This is a genomic window from Duganella fentianensis (genome assembly GCF_009857835.1).
Taxonomy (GTDB): Bacteria; Pseudomonadota; Gammaproteobacteria; order Burkholderiales; family Burkholderiaceae_D; genus Rugamonas; species Rugamonas fentianensis.
Map to the genome: position 1 here is coordinate 123,849 of NZ_WWCL01000001.1, position 22,200 is coordinate 146,048.

At 61.4% G+C, this 22,200-nt stretch carries 20 protein-coding genes; 16 read left to right on the forward strand and 4 right to left on the reverse strand.

The features are described from left to right. Positions 1–8: 8 nt before the first annotated feature. Positions 9–437, reverse strand: coding sequence for a ferric iron uptake transcriptional regulator (gene fur, locus GTP23_RS00560; protein ID WP_161033422.1), 429 nt, complete (start codon positions 435–437; stop codon positions 9–11). Positions 438–709: 272 nt separating this feature from the next. Between fur and GTP23_RS00565 the strand changes: the two genes are divergently transcribed. The 5 genes from GTP23_RS00565 to GTP23_RS00585 are packed head-to-tail and all read left to right on the forward strand — an operon-like array spanning position 710 to position 3,533. Further along, positions 710–1,255: an outer membrane protein assembly factor BamE gene (locus GTP23_RS00565; RefSeq protein ID WP_161033423.1), complete on the forward strand. Its 546-nt coding sequence runs from the start codon at positions 710–712 to the stop codon at positions 1,253–1,255. 11 nt (positions 1,256–1,266) lie between these two features. Next, positions 1,267–2,076: a 4-hydroxy-tetrahydrodipicolinate reductase gene (dapB, locus tag GTP23_RS00570; protein WP_161033424.1), complete on the forward strand. Its 810-nt coding sequence runs from the start codon at positions 1,267–1,269 to the stop codon at positions 2,074–2,076. Continuing rightward, positions 2,073–2,747, forward strand: coding sequence for a MotA/TolQ/ExbB proton channel family protein (locus tag GTP23_RS00575; protein WP_161033425.1), 675 nt, complete (start codon positions 2,073–2,075; stop codon positions 2,745–2,747). The genes dapB and GTP23_RS00575 overlap by 4 nt, the downstream gene beginning before the upstream one ends. 35 nt (positions 2,748–2,782) lie before the next feature. Then, complete coding sequence (locus GTP23_RS00580; protein ID WP_161033426.1) at positions 2,783–3,205, forward strand: ExbD/TolR family protein; 423 nt, start codon at positions 2,783–2,785, stop codon at positions 3,203–3,205. Position 3,206: 1 nt separating this feature from the next. Next, on the forward strand, positions 3,207–3,533 hold the full coding sequence (locus GTP23_RS00585; protein ID WP_155432656.1) for a barstar family protein: 327 nt from the start codon (positions 3,207–3,209) through the stop codon (positions 3,531–3,533). Here GTP23_RS00585 and map read toward each other — a convergent pair. The 3 genes from map to GTP23_RS00600 all read right to left on the reverse strand — a co-directional run bounded on the left by map (position 3,530) and on the right by GTP23_RS00600 (position 5,657). Beyond that, positions 3,530–4,360, reverse strand: coding sequence for a type I methionyl aminopeptidase (map, locus tag GTP23_RS00590; protein ID WP_161033427.1), 831 nt, complete (start codon positions 4,358–4,360; stop codon positions 3,530–3,532). The two genes, GTP23_RS00585 and map, sit on opposite strands and share 4 nt — an antisense overlap. Positions 4,361–4,405: 45 nt before the next feature. Further along, positions 4,406–4,771: a VOC family protein gene (locus GTP23_RS00595; RefSeq protein ID WP_161033428.1), complete on the reverse strand. Its 366-nt coding sequence runs from the start codon at positions 4,769–4,771 to the stop codon at positions 4,406–4,408. Between the two features lie 94 nt (positions 4,772–4,865). Then, complete coding sequence (locus tag GTP23_RS00600; RefSeq protein WP_161033429.1) at positions 4,866–5,657, reverse strand: helix-turn-helix transcriptional regulator; 792 nt, start codon at positions 5,655–5,657, stop codon at positions 4,866–4,868. Positions 5,658–5,752: 95 nt separating this feature from the next. On the opposite strand from GTP23_RS00600, the gene leuS reads away from it, so the two are divergent. The 11 genes from leuS (at position 5,753) to GTP23_RS00655 (ending at position 21,975) form a co-directional block, all read left to right on the forward strand. Further along, positions 5,753–8,395 carry a leucine--tRNA ligase gene (gene leuS, locus GTP23_RS00605; RefSeq protein ID WP_161033430.1) on the forward strand — a complete coding sequence of 881 codons (2,643 nt, stop codon included), beginning with the start codon at positions 5,753–5,755 and terminating at the stop codon, positions 8,393–8,395. Between the two features lie 12 nt (positions 8,396–8,407). Continuing rightward, positions 8,408–8,959 carry an LPS-assembly lipoprotein LptE gene (locus GTP23_RS00610; protein WP_161033431.1) on the forward strand — a complete coding sequence of 184 codons (552 nt, stop codon included), beginning with the start codon at positions 8,408–8,410 and terminating at the stop codon, positions 8,957–8,959. A gap of 8 nt (positions 8,960–8,967) precedes the next feature. Continuing rightward, a complete protein-coding gene (gene holA / locus GTP23_RS00615; RefSeq protein WP_161033432.1) occupies positions 8,968–9,984 on the forward strand; it encodes a DNA polymerase III subunit delta in 1,017 nt (338 codons plus the stop codon). A 19-nt stretch (positions 9,985–10,003) separates the two neighbouring features. Further along, a complete protein-coding gene (locus GTP23_RS00620) occupies positions 10,004–11,275 on the forward strand; it encodes a glutamate-5-semialdehyde dehydrogenase (RefSeq protein ID WP_161033433.1) in 1,272 nt (423 codons plus the stop codon). A 9-nt stretch (positions 11,276–11,284) separates the two neighbouring features. After that, positions 11,285–11,701 (forward strand): CopD family protein, encoded by a 417-nt coding sequence (locus GTP23_RS00625; protein WP_155432664.1) that lies wholly within the window; start codon positions 11,285–11,287, stop codon positions 11,699–11,701. Positions 11,702–11,785: 84 nt separating this feature from the next. After that, positions 11,786–12,988, forward strand: a complete 1,203-nt coding sequence (locus GTP23_RS00630) for a THUMP domain-containing class I SAM-dependent RNA methyltransferase (RefSeq protein ID WP_371866772.1) — start codon at positions 11,786–11,788, stop codon at positions 12,986–12,988. Between the two features lie 9 nt (positions 12,989–12,997). Further along, positions 12,998–14,233 carry a multidrug effflux MFS transporter gene (locus GTP23_RS00635; RefSeq protein ID WP_161033434.1) on the forward strand — a complete coding sequence of 412 codons (1,236 nt, stop codon included), beginning with the start codon at positions 12,998–13,000 and terminating at the stop codon, positions 14,231–14,233. Positions 14,234–14,360: 127 nt separating this feature from the next. Further along, the gene (locus GTP23_RS00640; RefSeq protein ID WP_229255876.1) at positions 14,361–16,508 is read left to right on the forward strand and encodes an HDOD domain-containing protein; all 2,148 of its coding nucleotides are present in this window, start codon (positions 14,361–14,363) and stop codon (positions 16,506–16,508) included. Positions 16,509–16,515: 7 nt separating this feature from the next. Next, complete coding sequence (locus GTP23_RS00645) at positions 16,516–18,777, forward strand: putative bifunctional diguanylate cyclase/phosphodiesterase (protein ID WP_161034560.1); 2,262 nt, start codon at positions 16,516–16,518, stop codon at positions 18,775–18,777. 13 nt (positions 18,778–18,790) lie between these two features. Next, a complete protein-coding gene (locus tag GTP23_RS00650) occupies positions 18,791–20,386 on the forward strand; it encodes an SEL1-like repeat protein (RefSeq protein ID WP_161033435.1) in 1,596 nt (531 codons plus the stop codon). Between the two features lie 131 nt (positions 20,387–20,517). Then, positions 20,518–21,975, forward strand: coding sequence for a flagellin N-terminal helical domain-containing protein (locus GTP23_RS00655; protein WP_161033436.1), 1,458 nt, complete (start codon positions 20,518–20,520; stop codon positions 21,973–21,975). Positions 21,976–22,200 lie beyond the last annotated feature (225 nt).

The window sequence follows — 22,200 nt, forward strand, 5'->3', positions numbered from 1 at the left end:
GCGCCGCCTTACTGGCGGTGCGGGCAGACTGCCTTGGTGCAGTTGCCGTAGATGGCGAGGGCGTGTTCGGCGATCTTGAAGCCGCGCTCCTGCGCGATGACCTGCTGGCGCACTTCGATCTCTTCGTCAAAGAATTCTTCCACGCGGCCGCAATCGAGGCAGACCAGATGGTCGTGGTGCGAGCCCTGATTCAGTTCGAAGATGGCTTTGCCCGTCTCGAAATGATTGCGGTGAAGCAAGCCAGCCTGTTCGAACTGGGTCAGTACGCGATAGACGGTGGCCAGGCCCACATCCATGTTGTCTGCCAGTAAGATTTTGTACACATCCTCGGCGGTCAGATGGCGTACATCGCTGTTCTGGAAAATATCCAGAATTTTCAGACGTGGCAGCGTGGCTTTCAGGCCGCTGGCCTTCAGATCGTTAGGATTGTTACCCATGGTGGCGACTCTTACGGTGGTGTTATTCAGTGCTGGTGAGGCGACAGTTTAACGTACTCCGGCGCTGGCCGCAGCAACGTTGCGGCGGCGCGTACGCCGCGCCGCACGGCAATTTGCAATGTTTTACATTTTAGTTATATAAAACAAGGACATACTGCCGGAATTGATGGATAATGCCTGCGCAAACTGTGCCCGGCTGGCCCCATCGTGCATCATGTGCATTATGATATAGCGTTTTTCGGCACTTCCGCTCGAACCGATTGAGGATAAACATGCGCGTCACCCAGGCACCAAAGCCGACCAAGTTGCAGTCCACTCCACGCCGTCTGCCTGTGCTGGCAGCAGCTGTCTTCGCGCTGGCACTGTCCGGCTGCGCCACCAAGACCACGCTGGGCGAGAAATCCACGGAAGTGAAAGAAACCGGTACCACGCTGGATGCGAGCAAGGGCGCGCAGACCACGACCATCACCCAGCTGCAGAAGTTCATGTGGTTCTTCTCGCCGTACCGTCCCGACATTCAGCAAGGTAACTTCGTATCGGAAGAAATGCTGGCCCAGCTCAAGGTGGGCATGACGCGCGATCAGGTGCGTTTCATCTTTGGCAGCTCGCTGCTGGAAGATCCTTTCCATGGCAATCGCTGGGACTACCCGTTCCGCATGGCCAAGGGTAACGGCGAGCTGACCACCAGCCGCGTGATCGTGTTCTTCGACAAAGAAGGCCGCGTGGAACGCTGGGAAGGCGGCAATCTGCCAACGGAAAAAGAATACATCGCCCGCATTGCCGGCCCGGCGCCGCAAATCAAGGCGAGCGACAAATAACAGAGGAATACATGAGTGACATGAATATCGCCATTGCTGGCGCTGGTGGCCGCATGGGCCGTATCCTGATCGAAGCCGTGCTGGCTGCGCCCGATGCGCGTCTGGCCGGTGCGCTCGATCGTGCCGGCGGCAGCAATATCGGCAGCGACGCTGCAGCCTTCCTCGGCCAGCCGGCCGGTGTGGCCGTGGCGGCCGAGCTGGCGCAGGGTCTGGCTGGTGCGCAGTACCTGATCGACTTCACCCGTCCGGAAGGCACGCTCGAACATCTGGCCTACTGCGCCGAGCATGGCATCAAGATGGTGATCGGCACCACCGGCTTCGACGAAGCGGGCAAGGCTGCGATTGCCGAGGCGGCCAAGAAAACCGCCATCGTGTTCTCGCCTAACTTCAGCGTGGGCGTGAACGTTACGCTCAAGCTGCTGGAGCAGGCTGCCAAGGCGCTGTCCGTGGGCTACGACATCGAAGTGATCGAAGCGCACCACCGCTACAAGGTCGACGCGCCTTCGGGCACGGCCCTGAAAATGGGCGAAGTGCTGGCCGGTGCCCTGGGCCGCGACCTGAAAGACTGCGCCGTGTACGCGCGCGAAGGCGTGACGGGCGAGCGTGATCCATCCTCGATCGGCTTCGCTACCATCCGTGGCGGCGACATCGTGGGCGACCACACCGTGCTGTTTGCCGGTATCGGTGAACGCATCGAAATCAGCCACAAATCCAGTAGCCGCGTGACTTACGCGCATGGTTCGCTGCGCGCCTGCCGCTTCCTGGCGGACAAGAGCACCGGTCTGTATGACATGTACGACGTGCTGGCGCTGAACGGATGATGCCCAACCAATTCACCCTGACCAGTTACTGGGAACAGGGCGACGCCATCAGCCACGTTGTGGCGCTGGTGTTGCTGGCGATGTCGCTGGTGAGCTGGTTTTTCATCCTATCCAAAACGCTGGCCGCGTGGCGTATCCGTCGCAGCGCGCCAGCCGTACAGCAGTTCTGGCAGGCGCCCACGCTCAGCGATGGCGTGGCTGCCCTGAACGCGGCCGATCCCGAACAGATTTACGCGCCGCTGGCGCAGCAGGGCGCTGCCTTGCAGCAGGCCGCCCAGGCGGGCAGCCGTTCGCTGAGTGCCGAACTGGCACCGGCCGCGCAGAGCACCCGCGTGCTGCGCGATGCCATCCAGCGTGCTACCAACAAACTGGAAAGCGGCCTGACAGTGCTGGCCTCTATCGGTGCTACCGCGCCATTCGTTGGCCTGCTCGGCACCGTGTGGGGCATCTACCATGCACTGGCCAATGTGTCGGCGCATGGCACGGTGCAGATCGACAAAGTGGCTGGCCCCGTGGGCGAAGCGCTGATCATGACGGCCATAGGCCTGACGGTGGCGATACCTGCCGTACTCGCGTATAACGGTTTCAACCGCGTCAACCGCCTCACGCTGGCTGAACTCGATGCCTTTGCCTACGACCTGCAAGCCTATCTGACGCGCAGCTCCGAGTAAGCGCAGCAAGCAAGAGACTACACGAGGAGCACGGCATGAGCTTCGGCGCATTCAATCACCACCGCAATCCCGGCCCCATGGCCGACATCAACGTCACCCCCATGGTGGATGTGATGCTGGTGCTGCTGGTGATCTTTATCCTGAGCGCGCCCATGCTGAGCAATGCCGTCAAGCTGGAATTACCGAGCGCCGATGCGGGCGCCAGCAGCCAGCAGGCGGCCACCGTGCTGCTGGCCATTGATGGCGCGGGGCAGATTTACTGGAACAATGATCCGGTCGATAGCGCAGCACTGGAAACGCGGCTGGAACAGGCCGCGACCCTGTCGCCACAACCGGAACTGCAGCTGCGGGCCGACAAGAACACGCGCTATGAAGTGGTGGCGCAGGTGATGGCGGCCGCGCAGCAGCAGGGCTTAAGCAAACTGGGCTTCGTTACCGCCCCCAAGAAAGAGAAATAATATGGCTACCGCCGAACTGAATGGTGCCGCGATCACCGATTTCGCCAGCTTCCACGCTGCCTGCAAGGCTGCGCTGGGTTTCCCCGACACGTATGGCAATAGCATGGATGCGTGGGTGGACTGCCTGAGCTATCTGCGCGACGATGACAGCATGAGCAAGTTCCGTCTGAAGCCGAACGAGGTGCTGGAAATCGTCATCAAGGACGGCGCTGCCATGCAGGCCGCCGTGCCCGATATTCTGGAAGAAGTGACTTACTGCGTGGCCGGCATCAACGAACGCTACGAAGACTACGGCGAGAAGCCGGCACTGAAACTGACCCTGCGTTAAACTGCGGCACCCGCTGGCACGGCATTCGGAATCTGCGCCTTGGCGCCCGTTTCGCCCGGTGCCAGCGTCAGCACTTCGTAACCCGTCTCCGTCACCAGCACCATGTGCTCCCACTGCGCCGACAGCGATTTGTCGCGCGTCTCCACCGTCCAGCCATCGGCCAGTTCGCGCGTGGGCGCCTTGCCCGCGTTGATCATCGGTTCGATGGTGAACAGCATGCCCGGCTTGAGTACCACGCCCTGACCGGGACGGCCGTAGTGCGCCACCTGCGGATCATCGTGATAGATGGTGCCGATGCCGTGGCCGCAGTAGTCGAGCACCACGCTGTAGCCGGCCTTTTCCGCTATGGTCTGGATCGCGAAGCCCACATCGCCCAAGGTAGCACGTGGTTTGACGGCACGGATGCCGGCCCACATGGCGGCATAGGTGGTTTCCACCAGCTTGCGCGCGGCCTTGGACGGTTCGCCCACGTAGTACATGCGGCTGGTGTCGCCGAACCAGCCATCCTTGATGACGGCCACATCGATGTTGATGATATCGCCATCTTTCAGTATCTGGATTTCCGACGGAATGCCGTGGCACACCACATGGTTGACCGAGCTGCACACGGTGGCCGGGAAGCCGCCATAGCCCACGTTGGCCGGTATCGCCTTCTGCACATTGACGATGTACTCGTTGCATAGACGGTCCAGATAGGCCGTGCTGACACCAGCGCGGATGTGCGGGCCTATCATGGTCAGCACATCAGCCGCCAGCTGGGCGGCCACGCGGGCCTGTGCGATCTGTTCTGGCGTCTTGTTGTGGTTGGTGGGGCTACGGCGGGACATGAGGGGCCTTCTTTTTCAGATAAGGCCGATATTCTGCCACAAGCCTTAGCGCACCGCTGACGGATCAAAATGCGGGTTGTCGATCAGGCAAAGCAGATTGCCGAACGGATCGGCCAGTTCCACCGTGCGGATGCCGTCGCCCACGTCCTGAATTGCGCCATGGATGGCCGCGCCCAGTGCTACGATGCGCGCCACTTCCGCATCGATATCGTCCACGCCCCAGTAGACCATGCTGCCGCCAGTGCCCGCTGTGCCGTCCGGGATCAGGCCCAGTTCGAAGCCGCCGATGGAAAAGCCCACATAAAACGGCTGGTCGAAGTAGGGCGCTACACCGAATACGCTTTCATACCATGCTTTGGCGGCGGCCAGATCGGCGACCGGATAAGCGGCCGTGCGTAGTCCTTTGATCATGCTGTACTCCCGTGAGATGTCGAAAACGCCATCTTGGCACAAGTGCCGCATGCGCGATTGGAAAAATGGAAAGTGCGGGCAGTAGCCCGCAGTTTCAGGCGCTGAGAAGGAAGCGCTGCGGGGCGGCACCGGCGAACTGCTGGAAATCGTGGATCAGGTGGGACTGGTCGAAATAGCCGCAGGTCAGCGCCAGTTCGCTCCAGTCGGGTGCGGCCGTGTGGCGCAGGGCTGCCGTAGCGCGGCGGAAGCGGCAGATGCGCGCATACAGCTTGGGTGTCAGGCCCACGCGCTGGCGGAACAGGGCAGCCAGATGCTGGCGCGAGACGCCCAGCCGTGCCGCCAGATCATCGATGCGCAGGCTGCCGTCGCTGCTTTCCAGCGCGGCCAGCGCATAGCGGATCAGGCCTGCGGCATGCTGTTCCGCCTGCACGGCAGCAGCGGGGGCGGCCTGCGCGGCGTGCAGGCGTTGTAGCAGATAGGCTTCGATCAGGGCGAGGCGCTGGCGCTCCGGCTGCTCGCGCTTCCACAGGGCGTCGGCCAGCCGGGCTGCATCGCTGTCGCCCCATAGCAGAGCTATATCGGCGCGCTGGTCGTTCAGTTCCTGCAGGGGCGTGCGCAGGAACAGCCCCGCCGCCCCGGCCTTGAAACGTACGGCCAGCGTGCGGCGCGCGTCGCTACCGGCGGCCAGTATCGGGCTGCTCATCATGCCGACCACAAAGGCGCTATGGGGCGTGCGGCCGGACTGGCCGCCATCCTGCCACAGGATGTCCACGCAGTTATCGGGCAGCACCCTGTGCTGGCTGGCGTGGGCAGGCGCGCGGGCTGCCCACAGGCAGTCCACATAGGCGGCCAGCGCCGGCCGGGGAGGGTATTCACGGTAGTACATGGCGCCAGTATGCCATGCGCGCAGGCGAAGCCGCGCAGGAGGGGCTGGGGACGGTATAATGTTCGGTTCTTAGACAATTCTGGCCGTTGACCATCATGCAAGATAAATACAGTCCCGCTGACGTAGAAAAAGCCGCACAATCGCACTGGAAAGCCATCGACGCCTACAAAGCCGTCGAAAATGACCCGCGCTTCCCCAAGGGTAAATACTATGCCTGCTCGATGCTGCCTTACCCATCGGGCAAGCTGCATATGGGCCACGTGCGTAACTACACCATCAACGATGTGATGTACCGCTATCTGCGCATGAACGGCTACAACGTGCTGATGCCTATGGGCTGGGATGCTTTCGGTATGCCTGCCGAGAATGCGGCGATGGCCAACAACGTGCCGCCAGCGCAGTGGACCTACTCGAACATCGCCCACATGCGCGAGCAGATGGAGTCCATGGGGCTGGCGATCGACTGGTCGCGTGAAATGACGGCCTGCAAACCCGAATACTACAAATGGAACCAGTGGATGTTCCTGAAGATGCTGGAAAAAGGCATCATCTACAAAAAAACCGGTACCGTGAACTGGGACCCGATCGACCAGACCGTGCTGGCCAACGAGCAGGTGGTTGATGGCCGCGGCTGGCGTTCCGGCGCGCTGATCGAAAAGCGCGAAATCCCGATGTACTACGCCCGCATCACCGACTACGCCGACGAGCTGCTGTCCTACGTGGACGACAAGCTGCCGGGCTGGCCGGAACGCGTGCGCACCATGCAGACCAACTGGATCGGCAAATCGACCGGTGTGCGTTTCGCTTTCCCGCACCAGATCAAGGATGAAACGGGCGCGCTGATCGGCGACGGCAAGATGTATGTGTTCACCACCCGTCCGGATACGGTCATGGGCGTGACCTTCTGCGCCGTAGCGGCCGAGCACCCGCTGGCGATCCACGCTGCCAAGACCAATCCTGCGCTGGCCGCCTTCAACGCCGAGTGCAAACTGGGTTCCGTGATCGAGGCCGACATGGCCACCATGGAAAAGAAAGGTATGCCGACCGGCCTGTTCGTGACCCATCCGCTGACGGGCGAGCAGGTAGAAGTCTGGGTTGGTAACTACGTGCTGATCACTTACGGCGACGGCGCCGTGATGGGCGTGCCTGCGCACGACGAGCGCGATTTCGCTTTCGCCAAAAAATACAATCTGACTATCAAGCAGGTGATCAAGGCCGAAGGCAAGGAATTCTCCACCGAAGCATGGCAGGAATGGTATGGCGACAAAGAGGTTTCGATCGTCACCAACTCGGGCAAATACGATGGCCTGAACTACGCTGCCGCAGTCGATGCCGTAGCTGCCGACATGGTGGCCAAAGGTCTGGGCGAGAAGAAGATCACCTTCCGTCTGCGCGACTGGGGCGTATCGCGCCAGCGTTACTGGGGCACGCCGATTCCGATGATCCACTGCGCCGATTGCGGCACCGTGCCGGTACCGGAAAAAGATCTGCCAGTAGTACTGCCGGAAGACTGTGTACCGGATGGTACGGGCAACCCGCTGAACAAGCACGAAGCTTTCCTGAAATGCGACTGCCCGAAATGCGGCAAGCCAGCACGTCGCGAAACCGACACCATGGATACCTTCGTCGATTCGTCGTGGTACTACATGCGCTATACCTCGCCGGGTTCGAACGACGCCATGGTCGATGCACGCAACGACTACTGGATGCCGATGGACCAGTACATCGGCGGTATTGAACACGCCGTGATGCACCTGCTGTACGCACGCTTCTGGACCAAGATCATGCGCGATCTGGGTCTGGTCAAATTCGACGAGCCGTTCGTCAACCTGCTGACGCAGGGTATGGTGCTGAACGAAACCTACTACCGTGAAGACGCCGCCGGCAAGAAGGTCTGGTTCAATCCGGCCGACGTGGATCTGACGCTGGACGACAAAGGCCGTCCGCAAGGCGCCGTGGCGAAGGCCGACGGCCAGCCTGTGCAGATCGGCGGCACCGAGAAGATGTCCAAGTCGAAGAACAACGGTATCGACCCTGCAGCACAGATCGAGCAGTACGGCGCCGATACGGCACGTCTGTTCACCATGTTCGCTTCGCCACCGGAGCAGACGCTGGAATGGTCGGGCAGCGGCGTGGAAGGTGCTAACCGCTTCCTGAAACGCGTGTGGGCCTATGGCTACGCACAATCGGGCCGCATCGGTAAAGCGCTGCAAGGCGCCGACGCACCAGTGGCGACCGATGCGCAGAAAACCCTGCGCCGCGAACTGCACAAGCTGCTGCAACAGGCTGACTATGACCTGAAGCGCATCCAGTACAACACCGTGGTATCGGCCTGCATGAAGATGCTGAACACGCTGGAATCGGCCAAGCTCGATGACAGCGCTGCATCGGACGCGCTGATCGCGGAAGGCTTCTCGATCTTTGTACGCCTGCTCAACCCTGTCGCGCCGCACATTACCCATGTGCTGTGGCAGGAACTGGGCTATGCCGGCAAGTTCGGCGACCTGCTTAACGCGCCATGGCCGCAAGTGGATCCGGCCGCGCTGGAACAGTCGGAAATCGAGATGATGATCCAGGTGAACGGCAAACTGCGCGGCAGCGTGGTGGTACCGAAAGGCGCCGACAAGGCGGCCATCGAAGCGGCTGCACTGGCCAGCGAAGCGGTGCAGAAGTTCATCGAAGGTACGCCGAAGAAGGTGATCGTGGTACCGGGCAAACTGGTCAACATCGTGGTCTAAGCTAGGATAACTATGACGATGAATCTGGCATGGCGCCGGCTGGCCCGGCTGATCGGACTGTCGCTGCTGCTGACGCTGTCGGCCTGCGGCTTCCACCTGCGTGGCGAAGGCGGGCATTACACCCTGCCTTTCCCGACGATGTATGTGGGCCTGCCGGATGCATCGCCGCTGGCGATCGACCTGAAACGTAATATCCGCGCCAATGGCGGCACCACCGTGGTGGCCGCTGCCAAAGACGCCGATGGCGTGATCGAGGTGCTGACCAATCCGGAGAAGACCCGTACCAAAACCATTCTGTCGCTGAACAGCAATGGCCGCGTGCGACAATATCTGCTGTCGTACAACATCGTGTTCCGGGTACTGGACCGGCAGGGTAACGAGTTGCTGGCGCCGACGCAGATTTTGCTGACCCGCCCGATCGACTTCAATGAAACCCAGCTGCTGGCGAAAGAGCAGGAAGAAGCCCTGCTGTACAAGGACATGCAGACCGATCTGGTGCAGCAGATGATGCGCCGTATCGCTGCCATCAAGCCGCCACAGATCTCCGTGCCGGCCAGCCGCTAGGGCACACCATGCAACTGCGGCTAGAGGCACTGGACGGCCACTTAAGCAAGGCGCTGGCGCCACTGTATGTGATCACCAGCGACGAGCATCTGCTGGCGCTGGAAGCGGCGGACAAGATCCGCCGCACGGCGCGTGCGCAAGGCTATTCCGAGCGCGACGTGCTGACGGTAGAACGCAGCTTCAAATGGGGCGAACTGCTGGCTGCCAATCAGGCGCTATCGCTGTTCGGCGACAAGAAGCTGATCGAGCTACGTATCCCCACCGGCAAGCCGGGCAAGGATGGCGGCGCCGCACTACAAAGTTATGTGCAAGACCTGAGTCCCGATAACCTGACGCTGATTACCCTGCCCAAGCTGGACTGGCAGACGCAGAAAGCGGCGTGGGTGGCCAGCCTGCAGCAGGCTGCCGTGTATATCGACATACCGCAGGTAGAACGGACTCAGTTACCCAATTGGATAGGCCAGCGCCTTGCCGCACAAGGGCAGAGCGCTGACCGGCAGAGCATAGATTTCATCGCCGATCGCGTGGAAGGCAATCTGTTGGCGGCCCATCAGGAAATTCAGAAACTGGCCCTGCTGCACGAGCCGGGCAAGCTGACCTACGAACAGGTGCACGATGCTGTGCTGAACGTGGCGCGTTACGACGTGTTCAAGCTCAGTGAAGCGATGCTGGCCGGTGATCCGGCGCGGCTGGTGCGCATGCTGGAAGGCTTGCAGGGTGAGGGCGAAGCTTTGCCGCTGGTGCTGTGGGCCGTGACGGAAGAAATCCGCACGCTGCTCAAGCTCAAGGCAGGCATGACGCAGGGGCGGCCACTCGGTGCGCTGCTCAAGGAGTACCGCATCTGGGGGCCGAAGGAACGCATGATGGAGCCGGCATTGCGCCGCATTTCGCTCGCTACGCTGGAAGCGGCAATGCAGGACGCAGCGCAGGTAGACAAGATGATCAAAGGCTTGCGCGCCAAAGCGCATGCCGGCGACGCGTGGGATGCAATGCTGCAGCTGGCATTGAACGTCGCGCGCGGTTAGCACAGCGAAAGCAATCACGATGGATATCAAGCACTACATGGAACAACTGGGTCAGCAGGCACGCGCAGCATCGCGCGCCATGGCCCGCGCCGACAGCGCCACCCGCAATCACGCCCTGACGCTGATTGCCGACGCGATCGAGCGCGATGCGGCGCAACTGCGCGCTGCCAACCAGATGGATATGGACGCCGCTGCCGCCAACGGGCTGGCACCGGCCATGCTGGACCGGCTGGCCTTGTCCGACAAGGCGATAGCCACCATGGTGGAAGGCCTGCGCCAGATCGTCGCGCTGCCTGACCCTATCGGCGAAATCTCGGGCATGAAGTTCCGCCCTAGCGGGATACAGGTGGGCCAGATGCGCGTACCGCTGGGCGTGATCGGCATCATCTACGAATCGCGTCCGAACGTGACGGTGGATGCTGCAGGGCTGTGCATCAAGAGCGGCAATGCCACCATTCTGCGTGGCGGTTCGGAAGCCATCCATTGCAACCGCGCGCTGGCCAAGCTGGTCAAGGAAGGTTTGCAGGGCGCCGGTCTGCCGGCTGACGGTGTACAGGTGGTCGATACCACTGACCGCGCTGCCGTCGGTGCACTGATCACCATGCCGCAGTATGTGGACGTGATCGTGCCACGCGGCGGCAAGAGCCTGATTGCGCGTCTGATGGCGGAAGCGACGGTGCCGATGATCAAACATCTGGACGGCATCTGCCACGTGTATATCGATGCGCAGGCCGATATCGAGAAAGCGCTGAAGATCGGTTTCAACGCCAAGTGCCACCGCTACGGCACCTGCAACACCATGGAAACCCTGCTGGTGCACCGCGCCGTGGCGGCAACCGTGCTGCCGCAACTGGCGCAGCTGTATGCCACCAAACAGGTGGAACTGCGCGCCGATGCGGAAGCGCTGGCCATTCTGCAGGCGGCCAACTACCCGCATCTGGTGGCAGCGACGGAAGAGGACTGGGCCACCGAATATCTGGCCGCCATCCTGTCGGTGAAAATCGTCGGCAGTATCGACGAGGCGATGGAGCACATCAATCACTATTCGTCCAAGCACACGGAAGCCATCATCACGGAGAACTACAGCGACGCCATGCGCTTCCTGCGCGAAGTCGATTCTTCGTCCGTGATGGTGAATGCTTCGACCCGCTTTGCCGATGGTTTCGAGTATGGTCTGGGGGCGGAAATCGGAATTTCCAACGACAAGCTGCATGCACGCGGCCCGGTCGGACTGGAAGGACTGACTTCGCTGAAATACGTGGTATTTGGCCACGGGGAAGTACGTAACTAGGAAACGCTTATGCTCTGGTTTAAAGCGCTGCACATAATGCTTGTGATCTCGTGGATGGCAGGGGTGTTCTACCTGCCGCGCATCTTCGTCAATCTGGCGATGGAAACCAACGATGTGGCTATCCAGCGCCTGCTGACCATGGCGCGCAAGCTGTACCGTTTTTCGATGTGGATTTCCGTGTTCGCCGTGACGGCGGGCGCGATCCTGATCTACCTGCAGTATGGCTGGCAGATGCCGCACTGGCTGCACGCCAAGCTATTTTTCGCGGCACTGCTGATCGGCTATCACCACGCTTGTGGCCCGCTGCTGCGCAAATTCGAGAACGGGACTAACCAGCGCAGCCACAAGTGGTTCCGCGTGTTTAACGAGCTGCCTGTATTCATGATGCTGGCCATCGTGCTGCTGGTAGTGCTCAAGCCGTTCTAAGCCTGAGCGGCAAAGTAATAAAGTAAGACAGCATAGCGCCGGCTGGGACGGCGCAGTTTTTTTCAACGGACAAAAGGTACACCTATGGCATCCTATTTTTGCCCATGCCCGCGCGGCATGGAAGCAGCACTAGCCGAAGAACTGGGCGAAATCGCCCAGCAAAGCCGCACGATGAAAGTGCACAATCAGGTTCCGGGCGGCGTGCACTGCTCGGGTGACCTGCTGGACTCCTACCGCATCAACCTGCATTCGCGCATTGCTTCGCGCGTGATGATGCGCATGGGCGTGAGCGGCTACCAGAACGAAAACGATATCTACGATCTGGTGCTGGCCCAGTCCTGGGAAGACTGGTTCACCTACGACCACACCATCCGCGTTGACGTGACGGCCGTGAAGTCGCCACTGAAAAGTCTGGAATTCACCACGCTGAAAATCAAGGACGCTATCTGCGACCGCTTCCGCGACCAGTTCAACAAGCGTCCGTCGGTGGATACCCGCGAGCCGGATATGCGCATCGTCGGCTTCCTCGACAAGACCCAGTTCATCATCTACCTCGATACTTCGGGCGAAGCGCTGTTCAAGCGCGGCTGGCGTACCGAAACGGGCGATGCACCGCTGCGCGAAAATCTGGCCGCCGGTCTGCTGCGCGTATCGGGCTGGAAGCCGGGCGTGCCGCTGTTCGATCCTATGTGCGGTTCCGGCACCATTCTGTGCGAAGCAGCGCAGATGGTGCAGGGCGTGCCACCGGGCGCACGCCGCCGCTTCGCTTTCGAAGCCTTCAACGATTTCGATCCGGCCCCGTGGCAGGCCATGAAGGCTGCCATCAAGCCTAATCCGCTGCCGACCGAGCCGACCATTTTCGGTTCCGACATCTCGGGCGACATGGTGGCCATGACGCGCCACAATCTGCGCAGCGCCGGCATTCTGTTCGAAGTGCCGCTCAAGCAGATCGAAGCGCAGGAAGTCAAAGCGCCGACCGAACAGCCGGGCATTCTGCTGACCAACCCGCCGTATGGCGAGCGTATCGGTGTGCGCGGCGACAGCACGCTGCCGGAAGACGAACTGGCCACCAGCTTCTACGCGGCCTTCAGCTCCACGCTGAAGCAGCGCTTTGCCGGCTGGACGGTGTTCCTGTTCACGGCCGATCTGGGCCTGCCCAAGCTGCTGCGCCTGAAGGAAGCACGCAAGACGCCATTCTTCAACGGTGCACTGGAGTGCCGTCTGTTCCGCTTCGATATGGTGGCCGGTTTCAACCGCCGCGAAGCAGCCAAGCCGAAAGCGGAGTAACTCGGACCGATGGCGTTCAAGCTGCCTGCGCCCACGCGCGCCATCCCCGGCGCCACGGCGCTGGCGGCTCTGCTGGCCGCACTGTCGATGCTGGGGCCATTTTCCATCGACGCCTATCTGCCCGCCTTCCCCGCGATACAGGCCAGCCTGCACGCCAGCGAAGTGGAAGTGCAGCAAAGTCTGGCGCTCTATCTGTTCTCGTTTGCCTGCATGGTGCTGTGGCATGGCGCGCTGTCCGATGCCTTCGGGCGGCGCCGTGTCGTCCTGATTTCGCTGCTGGCGTTTGCCGTCGGCACGGCCGGTTGCGCCATGGCGCAGAGCGTGCATGCGCTCTGGTTCTGGCGCATCGTGCAGGGCGTATCGTCCGGCGCCGGAGTGGTGGTGGGGCGCGCCATCATCCGTGATCTGCACAATGACGCTGCGGCAGCGCGCCTGCTGTCCATGGTCACCATGATCTTTTCCATCGCGCCGGCCATCGCGCCCGTGCTGGGCGGGCTGGTGGTGACGCAGTTCGGCTGGCGCGCCATCTTCATCGGCCTGCTGGGCTACAGTCTGGCGCTGTGGGGCTATTGCTATCTACGCCTGCCGGAAACGCTGGCGCCGGCCCAGCGTCAGCCTTTTCACCCGCGCCAGCTGCTGCGCAATTACGGTGAAATCCTGCGCTCGCCGCTCTTCCATATGAAGTCCGGCATCGTGGCGCTGAACTTTGCCGGCCTGTTCGTCTACATCTCTGCGGCGCCGCTGTATCTGCCCCGGCATCTGGGGCTGGGCCCTCACCAGTTTGGCTGGCTGTTCATTCCGGCCGTGAGCGGCATATTCTGCGGCGCGCTGATGGCCAACCGCATCGCCGGCCGTATGGCTTTTTCGCGACAGATCGCGTTCGGCTTCACCGTGATGATTCTGGCTACACTAGTTAATCTGGTTTATCACTGCTGGTGTCTGCCCGTGCTGCCATGGGCAGTGCTGCCGCTGTTCTTTTATACCTTCGGCATGTCGGTGGTGTCACCGGCGGCAACCTTGCTGGCACTGGATCTATTCCCGCATATCCGTGGAACAGTGGCATCTTGTCAATCTTTTGCCACCACGCTGCTGGGCGCCATCGTGGCCGGGGTGGTCGCACCCCTGTTATCACAGTCGGTATTCTGGCTAGCCGCAGGACAGACGGCATTTAGTATGTGTGCTCTCGTTTTGTGGTTGACGGCGCGCAATTACCGGAGCATGCTTCTACGCCATCTAGGGGATTAATTATTATCGGCAGGAAATTCAAATAGTTTAACCAGAAATCTTACTGATGGTAAATTTTCACCATTGGTTTATGTTAGTATAATTTTTTAAGACAATATTTCTTCGGCCCAAACAACCGCCCGATACGATGCATCAACCTGACCAAGATATACGCAATCGACTGCTGATCGCGCGTCTGCCGGCGATGCCGCAGATACTGATCAAGCTGATCGAGCACTTGCAGGCGGATGATGCGGGCATGCCGGAGCTGGCCGCCCTGATCGCCAAAGATGCGGCGATGACCAGCAAAATCCTCACGGTCGCCAATAGTTCGGCCTACCACCGCAATAACCGCGCCGTGGGGCTGGAGCAATCGCTGGTGGCGCTGGGCACGGACATGATCAAGACGCTGGTGATCAGCGAATCCGTATTCCAGACATTTAACAGTTTCCCCCATTCGGGCAGCACCGATCTGCGCAGCTTCTGGAAAGGTTCCCTGACCACGGCCGTAATCGCGCGCGAAATCGCCAAGCAGATGGAATACCCCCATGTGGAGGAAGCCTATCTGGCTGGCCTGCTGCATAACGTGGGCCGCCTCGCCCTGCTGGCCACGGCACCGAAAGAATACGCCTTCAATTTCATGGCGCGCGACGATGAAGCGCTGTGCGCCGTCGAGCAGCGCACCCTGCAGATTACCCACTCGGAAGCCGGTGCCTGGCTGATCGAACGCTGGCATCTCGATTCCTTCCTGGCCGATAGCGTGCTGTATCACCACGAGCCGCTGTCCCGCCTGGAATCGGCCCATCCGCTGATCCGCGCCGTGCGGCTGGCGCACCTGCTGTGCTTCCACCGCGATGAAGATCCGGCCATCGAAGACGCCGCCCGGCTGTGCGGCCTCGATGGCGAAGTGCTCGAGCATATCAGCCTGAGTGCCGCCCGTCAGGTGGAAAAAGCTGCCACTTATCTGGGCATCGATCTGGCCGGTGCCGACGATATTCCTACGCCGGCCGCCTATGCACCGCCGGTGGTCGATCCGGTGCAGCAGCGCCTGACCGAAGAAGTGCGCAATATGGTGCTGGTATCGGAAATGGGCCAGACCTTCGCGCGCCAGCAGGGCGAGGCCGGCCTGCTGGAATCGATCGCCCGTTCCGCCCGCATCCTGTTCGATTTCGAAAACGCCGTGGTGCTGCTGGCCGATCCTACCGGCCATGCCCTGCATGGCGTAGCGACAGGCGAACAGCAGCAGCGACTGGCCGAATTCAGCATCCCCCTGAACAAGGGCGGCATCGTGGCCGAAGCGGCGCTGAACGCCAAACTGACCTATGTGAGCCGGCAGTCGCCGGAACTGAATGTGGCGGAAGAACAGCTGTTCCGCATGCTGGGCAGCGAAGGCATGGTCTGCCTGCCGCTGGTGACCAACCATAACTGTCTGGCCCTGCTGATAGGTGGTGCGCCCAACTGGCAGATGGCCGGCTACAGCAAGCGCGAACGCTTCCTGCAGTCGTTCGGCACGCAGGCCGCCGTGGCGCTGGAAACCGCCATCAGCGAGCGTGGCTACACCAGGCGCCAGATCGCCCACGTGGCCGAGGAATACCGCGAAGCTTCGCGCCGCGTGGTGCATGAAGTGAATAACCCGCTGTCCATCATCAAGAACTATCTGTCGGTGCTGGACGGTAAGCTGGCCAAGCGCGAGCCGGTGGTGGGCGAGATGTCCATCCTGAACGAGGAAATCGACCGGGTCGGTCAGCTGATCAACGGTCTGGCCGACCTGCAGCCTACCGAAGCGGCGCGCGTGACCGATGTGGGGCGCGTGGTGGAAGACGTGCTGCGCCTGTTCCGCGCGACCGATTTCGTGCCGGCCTCGGTGCAGATCGTGGTGCGCATGCAGGAAGAGCCGGCCGAAATCGACGGCGATGCCGACATGCTGAAACAGATCCTCGTCAATCTGATCAAGAACGCCATCGAAGCGCTGGCCGGTGGCGGCAAAATCGAGATATCCAACCGCGGCCACGTGAACCGCGAGCGCAAGCTGTATCTGGAACTGGTGGTGAGCGATACCGGCCCCGGTCTGTCGACCGAAGTGCTGGCCAATCTGTTCTCGCCGGTCCGTAGCGGCAAAGACGGTGCCCACCATGGTCTGGGGCTGTCGATTGTGCATAGTCTGGTGAAGAAGATGCAGGGCATGATTACCTGCCGCTCCGGGAAATCCGGTACTACTTTTGAAATTCTGCTGCCCGCCCGTGGCAGTACCAGCCAAGTCGCCGGCGTGAACGCGCGGGCGATGGATTCCGTGTAAGGTCATGATGAACATCAGCCCCGCCAGTCTGAATGCGGTGACTCCGGCCAATGTCACCGTCGCTAAAGATTATTGCCCGCGCCTGTTGCTGGTCGATGACGAGCCACGTTTGCTGTCGTCTCTGTACGAATTGCTGCGTGACCGCGATTACGAGCTGATTACCGCCACCAATGGCGCCGAGGCGCTGGCCCAGTTGACCCGCGTGAAATTCGATCTGATCCTGCTCGATCTGCGTCTGCCGGATATGAGCGGCCACGAGATCATGGACTTCATCAATACCCGCGGCATCGAGGGCGACATTATCGTCATGAGTGGCGATGTGGGCATCGAAGCGGCCATCGGCGCCCTCAAGCGCGGCGCCTACGATTATCTGCGCAAGCCGTATAGCCGCGAAGAGCTGCTCAAGACGGTGGAGAATGCGCTGCAGAAGCGCCGTCTGGCCAATGACAATTCGCGCATCACTTCGCAGCTGGAAAACTCGGAGCGCATGTACCGTTCGCTGGTGGACAGCTCGCCCGACATCATCTACACCCTCAACCACGAAGGCAGGATCACCTTCGTCAACGACCGCGTGCAGCAGCTGCTGGGCTTTAGCCGCGAAGAGCTGATCGGCAAGCACTACTCGGTGCTGGTGCACGAGGAAGATCTGGAGCGGGCCCGCTATGCCTTCAATGACCGCCGTGGCGAGGAGCGCGCTTCGCGCAACGTCGAGCTGCGTCTGAAGTCCAATCTTGGTAGCGGTATCGAACGTACTTTCAGTAATACGCTGATGACGATTTCGCTCAATGCCATCGGCATGCATGTGCCGGAGCAGGAAGTGAAGCAGGAAGTGTTTGGCACCTATGGCGTGGCGCGTGATATCACCGACCGCAAACGCGCCGAGGAAGTGATTTCCTATCAGGCCTACCACGATATTCTGACCGATCTGCCGAACCGCATGCTGTTCAAGGACAGGCTGGGTCTGGCCGTGATCCAGGCCAAGCGCAAGCTGACGGAACTGGCGGTGATGTTCGTCGATCTGGACCGCTTCAAACTGGTCAACGATACGCTAGGCCACGTCAAGGGCGACGAGCTGCTGCAGCAGGTAGCCCAGCGCCTGAAAGACTGTCTGCGCCGCGGCGATACGCTGGCACGGCAGGGCGGCGATGAATTCACCATCGTGCTGCCGGAGCTGCGCGACCGTCAGGATGCCAAGGCGATTGCCGACAAATTCCTCGAAAGCCTGCACCGTCCGTTCGACCTCGATGGCCATGAAGTGCATATCTCGGCTTCGATCGGCATTGCCATCTATCCCGGCGATGGCGAGACCATCGACGAGCTGCTGCGCCATGCCGACATCGCCATGTATCAGGTCAAGGCGCTGGGCAAGAATGGTCACAGCTTCTATCACAACTCCATGCTCGATGTGTCGCACCAGAAGATCGCGCTGGAGCAGAGCCTGCGCAAGGCGCTCGAGCTGAACGAACTGGAAATGTACTACCAGCCGCAGATCGATATGGCCACTGGCCGCATCATCGGTGCGGAAGGGCTGATGCGCTGGAACCATCCGCAGCGCGGCCTGCTGTCGGCCGGCGAATTCCTGCCGTTCGCGGAAGAGAACGGCCTGATGCTGCCGATTTCGGACTGGATGCTGGGCGCCCTGTGCCGCGATATGCTGCTGTGGAACGCGGCTGGCGGCGACAATATCCGCCTGTCGCTCAACCTGTCGCCGCAATATCTGGACCGCGGCGACTTCTTCGAAAAGATGCGCGGCGCACTGACCCGCTACGGCATTTCGCCAGCACAGATCGAAGTCGAGATTACCGAGAATATCTGTATCCGCAATCCGCAGTACGCCATCGAACAGCTCAACAAGCTGTGCCAGCTGGGCGTCTCGGTGGCGATCGATGATTTCGGTACCGGCTATTCTTCGCTGTCGTATCTGCACCGCTTCCCTATCCATACGATCAAGATCGACCAGTCCTTCGTCAAGGAGATCCACGACGAGAACGGCCACTATCCGGTGATTCTGGCGATCATTTCGATTGCCCGCGGCCTCGGTCTGCATCTGGTGGCGGAAGGGGTGGAAACGGACGTGCAGGCGCGCTATCTGCAGACCAATGGCTGCACCACCATGCAGGGCTATCTGTACCACCGCCCGCTGTCGCTGGCCACTTTTATCGATGTGCTCAATGAGCAGAACCGTCGCAACGCACAGGCAGGTGCGCATGGTTTGCATGCAGTTCCGTCGGCGAATGCAGCGCCGCCGATGATTGCAATTCAGGCCTGAGCCATATGATGACATGACCAAATATAGTCCCAACGAAGCCGACGCGAAAAACGGCAGTACCTACACAGCCGAATTCCTGCGCGTCAAAGGACTGGCCGAACGCGGTGTCGCCAATGCCCAGCATAGTCTGGGCTTTATGTATTTTAACGGGCAGGGCGTGGTGCAGAGCTACGAGCTGGCCGTGGTGTGGTACCGCCAGGCTGCGCAGGCCGGACTGGAACATGCGCAGTACAACCTCGGCGTGATGTACCAGAAGGGCCAGGGCGTGCAGCAGAGTTTCGAGGAAGCTGCTGCGTGGTACCGCAAGGCCGCCGAGCAGGGCTATGCTGCCGCCCAGTACAACCTGGGCTGGCTGTATGCCAAAGGCCAGGGCGTGCAGGCCGATACCCAGCAGGCCATGTACTGGTTCAGCAAGGCGGCCGAACAGGGCGATGCCGGCGCACAGAACAATCTGGGCATGATGTACGACACCGGCAAAGGGGTGCCGCAGGACTTCCGTCAGGCCATCGCCTGGTACCGCAAGGCGGCCGAGCAGGGCTATGCACGGGCCCAGTTCAATCTGGGCCTGCGTTACGACCATGGCCAGGGCGTGCCGCAGGACGTGGGGCAAGCCATGTCGTGGTATCGCAAGGCGGCCGATCAGGGTTATGCGCCGGCCCAGTTCAATCTGGCACTGCGCTTCGACAAGGGCGACGGCGTAGCGCAGGACAGCCAGAAAGCCATACTCTGGTACCGCCGCGCGGCGGATCAGGATCACGCCAGCTCGCAGTTCAATCTGGGCCTGATCTACGATAACGGCCAGGGCGTGCCGCGCGACGAACAGAAGGCGCTGGACTGGTACCGCAAGGCGGCTGGTCTGGGCCACGCTGGTGCGCAGAATAATCTGGGCCTGCGCTACGAGCACGGGCAGGGTGTGGCGCAGGATTATGCGCAGGCGCAGCAGTGGTATCTGAAGGCGGCCGAGCAGGGCTTCCCCGGTGCCCAGTACCAGCTCGGTAATCTGTATGACGCCGGCTATGGCGTGCCGCAGGATCAGCAGGAGGCCGTGTTCTGGTACCGCAAGGCGGCCGATCAGGGCCATCTGCGCGCCCAGTTCGATCTGGGTCTGCGCTACGAAACGGGCGGCGGTGTGCCGCGCGACGAGAAGAAGGCACTGCACTGGTATCGCCGCGCGGCCGAACAGGATTATGTGGCGGCCCAGTATGCGCTGGCGCTGCTGTACGATAAGGATGACGGCCCGGAGCCGAACTGCGTGCAGGCCAATGCCTGGTATGCCAAGGCGGCCGAGCAGGGCCACGTGCAAGCCCAGTTTACGCTGGGACTGCGCTTCGATAACGGCCTCGGTACGATGCAGGATTATGCACTGGCCTATCACTGGTACCTGAAGGCGGCGGCACAGGGCCATGCGCGGGCGCAATTCAATCTGGGGCTGATGTTCATGTGCGGGCAGGGCGTGCAGGCGGACGGCGCGCAGGCCTGGCTGTGGCTGGCGCTGGCCGAACGGAACGGCTTCAGTTCCGCCAGCCGTTATCTGAAAAGCGTCGCCGCGACGCTCGATAGCAGCCAGCTGGCGCTGGCACGCGAACGGCTGGAGTTGCTGCCCAATTAAATCGCCGCATCCATACATGGCAAAATTCAGTTCTTGATGCTATCCCGGGCCTGGTATCTCAAGTTGCGCCGGATTTTGCCGTTATTCAGAGCGACTGCCACGAATCCGTGGTGGCTTGATACCGCTAAGGCATGCAGCTCAACACCAACCTCTCCGCACTGAACACGCAACGCAGCCTGAATGCTGCGGGTGAGGATATGCTTGTGCGTTACCAGAAGCTGGCCAGTGGTCAGCGCATCAACTCGGCGCGCGACGACGCCGCAGGACAGGCCATAGGTGAGCGCATGACTTCGGGCGTGAATGGTCTGCGCCGCGCAAGGCAGAATATCAACGACGGCATTTCGCTGCTGCAGGTGGCCGATGGTGCGGCCGGACAGCTGCTCGACAATTTCCAGCGCATGCGCGAACTGGCCGTGCAGGCGGCCAATGACATCAATGCCACCGTCGACCGTCAGGCCATTCAGACCGAAGTCAATGCGCTGGCCGTGTCCAATCGCGACATCGTGGCCAGTGCCCGCTATAACAATGCGGCCCTGCTGGACGGGACCTTCTCCACCCAGCTGCAGATCGGTTCCGAAGCAGACCAGACGCTGCTGGTGGCCATCAGTGCGGCGCTGGTCAAGGATGGCTATAACCGTGGCCTGGTCGATATGGCGCAGCAGCAGGCCAGCGCCACCGGTAGCACCGTGGTGGGGGCGTTGCGCTATGGTGATCTGGTGATCAATAACTCGGTGGTGCAGGCTTCCGTGGCCGATGTGCGTGCCGGGCAGACGGCCGATAGCGCGTATGCAATTGCGGCCGCCATCAATAATTCGAATGTGGCCAACGTATCGGCCACGGCCAGCACCAGCATCAATGGCGTGGCCGGTAGTAGCGGCGCGCTGGCGGACGGCGATCTGGTCATCAACGGCGTCAATATCGGCGCCATCAGCGGCAGCAATGCCGCAGCGCGTGCCGCCAGTGCGGCGGGGGCCATCAGCGCCGCGGCGGGCAGCAGCGGCGTAAGTGCCAGCGCCGATGGCGCTACCCTGACGCTGACGGCAGCCGATGGACGCAACATCCTCATCAGCGAAGCCAATGCCGGTACGGCAGCGTCGCTGGGGCTGTCGCTGGGCACCCAGCGCGGCAGCGTGACGGTGACGGAAGCGCCACGTGGCGGCCTGCATGCGATGCGCATAGGCGGCACCAATCCTTCCGTGGCCGGCTTGAGCGCCGGCGTGCAGGCTTCGGTGCGGGTCGGGCCGGTGGACCTGCAGCCCAAGGATAGCTATATCGGCGGCGAGCCGCTGCAGGACATGCTGACGTTCAGCGGCGCCAGCGATGCCATGGACTATTTCGATGGCAAGATCGACGAGATCACTACTATCCGTTCCCAGCTCGGTGCGCTGAGCAACCGCCTGAGCCAGGCGGCCGCGAATGCCGATAATGGCGCGAGCAATCTGGCGGCAGCGCGTTCGCGCATTGTCGATACGGACTATGCCAGCGAAACGGCGCAACTGACCCGTTCGCGCATCCTGCGCGCGGCCGGCACCTCCATGCTGGCGCAAGCCAACACCCAGCCGCGCCGCGCCCTGCAGCTACTGCGCTAGCAGCCGCTTCGCCCGAGCCTATGCCGTGCAAGTGCGCGCGGCCTACCCTGACGGGCTTACTTGCCCGCGTCGGGTTTGAACTTCGTATTCTGCATCAAGTTTTTGCCGGCCATGTGTTGCGGATATTTTTCCATTGCAGGGCCAATTGCACGGATGGCTGAATTGGTGCATTGCGGATGCAGCGCTTGCGGTGCTGTGTGATTATTGGAGAGATTAATGCTGGTT